Annotated in this window: 3 protein-coding genes; 2 read left to right on the forward strand and 1 reads right to left on the reverse strand. The window is 57.2% G+C overall.

Annotated features, from left to right (window positions below):
• Both C84B14_RS17845 and C84B14_RS17850 read left to right on the forward strand, forming a co-directional pair.
• A partial coding sequence (locus C84B14_RS17845) for a DUF2345 domain-containing protein (RefSeq protein WP_353226085.1) occupies nucleotides 1–733 on the forward strand: 733 nt, incomplete at its 5' end.
• Nucleotides 730–2,967 carry a hypothetical protein gene (locus C84B14_RS17850; protein WP_353226087.1) on the forward strand — a complete coding sequence of 746 codons (2,238 nt, stop codon included), beginning with the start codon at nucleotides 730–732 and terminating at the stop codon, nucleotides 2,965–2,967. The genes C84B14_RS17845 and C84B14_RS17850, both read left to right, overlap by 4 nt.
• Nucleotides 2,968–3,003: 36 nt before the next feature.
• Here the strand turns inward: C84B14_RS17850 and C84B14_RS17855 are convergent, their stop codons facing one another.
• Nucleotides 3,004–4,086, reverse strand: a complete 1,083-nt coding sequence (locus tag C84B14_RS17855; RefSeq protein ID WP_353226089.1) for a formylglycine-generating enzyme family protein — start codon at nucleotides 4,084–4,086, stop codon at nucleotides 3,004–3,006.
• Nucleotides 4,087–4,317: the final 231 nt, after the last annotated feature.

A 4,317-nucleotide genomic window follows, 5' to 3' on the forward strand; every position in this document is an offset into this window, starting at 1 on the left:
CACGCAAGGCGGCACCGGCGACGTTCCTGCCTGGGCGCGCCCGGACCTGATCGCCAGTGCCCCGGCCGGCATCGCCGCACTCACGCCGAAAGACCATATCGTCAGCGCCGGCAAAACCCTGTCCGCCACCGCCGGCGATATCAATATCGCCACGCAAAACGACCACGTCGCCGCCGTCGCGCTGGGCCTGCGCCTCTACACCCAGGGCCAGGCCGCCGACGGCAACAAACCCAATCAGGAAACCGGCATCGCCCTGCACGCCGCCACCGGCCCGGTGACCGCCCAGGCGCAAAGCGCCAAAGCCAAACTCGCCGCCGACCAGTCCGTCACCATCGCCAGCACGCAAGCCGACGTGAACGTCAGCGCCATGAAACACATCCTGCTCACCGCCGCCGGCAGCGGGCTGGAAATAAAGGGCGCGAATATCACGCTGACCGCACCGGGGGCGGTGAAATTCCATGCAGGGCAGCATGTGTTGACCGGGCCGGGGAGTGCATCACCCGCCGGGCTGAATCTGCCGCAAAGCGATCTCTACGACGAGCGGTTCATCCTCAAGGATAAAAAGACCGGCCGCCCCTTGCCGATGGAGCCGTATCGCGTGGTCGATAATCAAGGGCGCATACTCGCGCAGGGGTGGACCGATCATGAAGGCCGGTCGGCCCGTGTATGGACCGGCCAACCCAAACCCGTTCGGCTGCTGCATGGTTTTGGAACGGATGAGGCACCGACATGACCCAGAATCCGCCCAACGATCTCGCCAAAAGCGTCACCAGTTCCCCGCGCGATACCGAAGCCGAAGGCACGCTCGCCGGCCAGAAGCTGTTTTATTTTCGCCCCGAAACCGGCGAGATACTGGTGTTCGACGAAGGCGAAGCCGCCGAGGCCGTACGCCGTGAAGGTCAGCTGCTAGATGATTTGCTGCAGGCGCTCGGCGAATCGCGCGAACGATTGTGTGAAGCGCGCGAAGCCTATGAAGCCGCCAAGAAAAACCGCTTGCCCGCCGACCCGCAGCCGGTCAAGACGGCGCTCGATCACGAACAACGAAAACGCGAAGCACTGCTCAACGAACTCAAGGAGCTCCAGGAGTTCAACCAAGGCAGCAAGCTCATGGAGTTATTGCCGCTGGCCAACGGCCGCGACAACAAGCCGATGCTGGGCGGCAAGAAATTCACCTACGTACGATCCAGCAAGATCAAGAACCACTGGCGCAGTTACAAACTCTCCGGGGTCGACAAACCGGAGATGAAATCGTTTCTCAGCCGTGACCGCAACGGACGCTGGCAAATTGATCGCGCCCGCTTCGTTGAAAGCATGACCCAGCTTGCGGACAAGGTGAAAGTTGCCGAAAAGACCATTCCGCTCTGGCTGCCCGAAGCCTGGTCGCCGAGCTTCGTGGATGGTTTCAACGAAGCCCTGCGGTTCGGCCAGGAGCCAAGTGATCAAGCGCCCGACGACGTCATTGCGTTCTCTGGCGAAGCCCAGCTGCTGCGCTTTATCGGGGGCGCCTCGCTGAGTATGGGAGCGAACCTATCGCCCGCTGCTTTCACGCAAGCATTGAAAGGCAATGGCAGCGCCGGCGCCGAATTCAAGCTCCAGGGCTCGCTGGGTTTTCAGCTGGCCGAAGGCAAGCTCAGTGCTGATCTGTATTTCCCCAAACGCGCCGGGCTGGAGCTTTTTATTCCCGCGCCGGTATCGGATCTGACTCTGGGGTACTTTCGCCTGAAAACCACCGGCTCCCTGCACGGCGCATGCGGCGCCAGTGTGCTCGGTGAGGGCGGGGCTGAGTTCAAGCTCGCTCGCGATAATAGCAAACAGGGCCTACGTGGTTCGCCGTACAAACGCACCGTCGAGGGTGTGACTACGCCCCGGCTTCAGGCCGCCCGCAATAATAATGCCGCCGGCAGCGCGCAACCGGTCGAGGCCACCGGCGACATGGGTGTGAACCTAACTGCCTTTGCTGGTGTACAAAGCGGTGCCTCGATTGCTGGCGCGATGGAGTGGCAGGAACCGGAAACCGTAAAATTTGAGGTATTCGCCAAGATCGAGCCCACGCTGACCGGCCAGATCGGCGGGGGCGGTTCAGCGAGTTTCTATATCACCTACCAAGACGGGCTGTTTCGCGTTAAAGCGAAGCTGGGTGCCTGTGTTGGCGTGGGTCTGAAAGGCGAAGTACTTGCGTCTGTGGGTGTGGGCGAGATCGTTCAGTTCGCCTGGTGGGTCAAGACACAGATCGCCAATGCGGGTGAGCAGTATCTGGATTATTTTGAAACGGAAACGTTTGAATTTTTCGCTAAGCTCAAAGCTCTCGCGATTCTCGAAGGGCAAGAGGCGTTAAAAAAATATTTGGGTTCGACAGAGGCTCAGCTGAGACGCAAGCTGGTCGAGTGGATTGCTCGCGGTGGAGAGGCAGTAAGGCGAATCAAAGATGCCAGCGACGACTTAGTGAACGCTCCCGCCGAAACCAAAGCGATCCTCGTCGATATGCTGCATCGTATCGGGGATCAAGCAAACCTGTCCTGGTCAGACGTTCTGCTCGACCCGTCGCGCTGGGAGTGGCCCGATTGGCAGATGCCGGATATGGTCCCAGACTGGCGGCCCGACGATTACTTGCCTGAACTTCCGAATTGGCGCCTACCAGGCGGCGATCGTCTATACCGCGAAATTATGGGCAGCTTACGCAATCTGTTGAGCGCAAATTATATTGTTCCCGAGATGAACAACGTCTTTCAGCATGCAAACGCTGACGGCGCAAAGATGGATGCGACCCAGATCGCCGCGGTCGAAGACTGGGTTCGGCGCGCGTCGGGAGTAGACACCAACGCGCTACGCCAACAACTCAAGCAGGAACCGACGCCCGGCTATAAGCTCACGCGCAATACTTCTCCGTCCTATCGGTTGAAGCGAGGCGTCCACATTGCATGGCAGCGGCGCAGCCTCATGGCACCGGATGACACTCGATTCGTCTAAGCGTTAACAAGGATTAAGCGTTAACAAGGATGAGTTCTATTTCCAGGGCTGGGTCGAATTGATAGCGCAACGAAATTTCCCCTCAGGCTCCTTAGGATCTAAGCGACCGCGTGAAATCGTCCCTTGGTACGAGTAGTTACTCAGTCGGACCACCTTTTTCTCTCCATCCTTTGGACCACGGGGGTTGGTTTGAGGTGCTTTTGTATAGGGTGCAAACCAATCGTAAACCCATTCCTTAGTGACACCGACCATATCTTCGAAGCCAAGATGGTTTGACCCATACGTGCCTATAGGTACGCCGAAAGTAGGATCAGCGCTTTTGTTGTTGGCAGCCTTTTTCATTTGTTCTGAAAATTTTTGGATATCCGGAACCAGTTCACTTTCTTCTTGAAAGGTGCTTGCCAGATAAAGCCACTTCCCACCCGAACGCGCTGCATATTCATACTGTGCTGAAGTGTCCAGATCGAACGGTTTACCGGTCTTAGCCTTCATCCATAAGCAATAATCGCGAGCCTGCTGCCACGTCACGCTTGCTGGGTAGTCGGGAAATCGAAAACTGACCTCGACGACCCCCGTACCAACGGGCTCCAGGCCTTCTGCCCGGGTGTAAATATCGTAATCCGCATACGTTACGCGATTTTTCATCAGTGAGTAGCTGTCGAGTGTGACTTCGTGCGGCGGATCGTCGAGGGTGGAATCGGACATGGGCCGCTTGGCATCCGTCAGATATCCGAAGTCGCCCATCTGGAACGTCCCACCCTTCACAAAAATCATGTTCTTGCGAGTACGTTCAATGAGCGCCTCGACCTCATCGGTTTCCGGCCGAGGGCGATTGGCCAAATAGTTTTTAATGAATGTAACTGTGTCGGGACTGTACCCAACCTCTTTAAAAAGCCGATAAATTTCCGGCGGCGGCGAGGGCGTGTTGAGCGCGCCGATCAAGAAATCTTTGGCTGTATCGGTCAACGCGTATAGCTCACGCCGGTCATCGGGAATGGGGAAATCAAACTTCCGCCCATTGATTGTGGTCGACGTTTTGTCTTGGTCGCCTTTGGCGCAGGCCGGTTGTATAGCCATAACCACGATCAGCAGTAATGAAAAAACAGGTGACTTCAGCATAATCCGACAGGGCGGTTGGCTCGAGTGGCTTCAATCATCTCGCGAAACACGTATCGACTTCAATAATCTGGACCGGCCTGTCGTCTGATATTCACATGCGGACTTCGTTTTGGCCGGGCCTTAATGCTTTGCAAATGTTCAAACTTCGTGGCGACGTGTTGATTTTGATGTTCGCTTAGCGCCCGGATCGACAGCTCGCTGCGTCTACACCCCAAGCCCACGATTCGTCGC

This window comes from Salinisphaera sp. C84B14 (assembly GCF_040361435.1).
GTDB lineage: Bacteria > Pseudomonadota > Gammaproteobacteria > Nevskiales > Salinisphaeraceae > Salinisphaera.

What these genes read in the sequence shown, in the direction of transcription:
- C84B14_RS17850 (WP_353226087.1), top strand. Translation starts at nt 730, where the DNA reads ATGACCCAGAATCCGCCCAACGATCTCGCCAAAAGCGTCACCAGTTCC.
- C84B14_RS17855 (WP_353226089.1), bottom strand. Translation starts at nt 4,086, where the DNA reads ATGCTGAAGTCACCTGTTTTTTCATTACTGCTGATCGTGGTTATGGCT.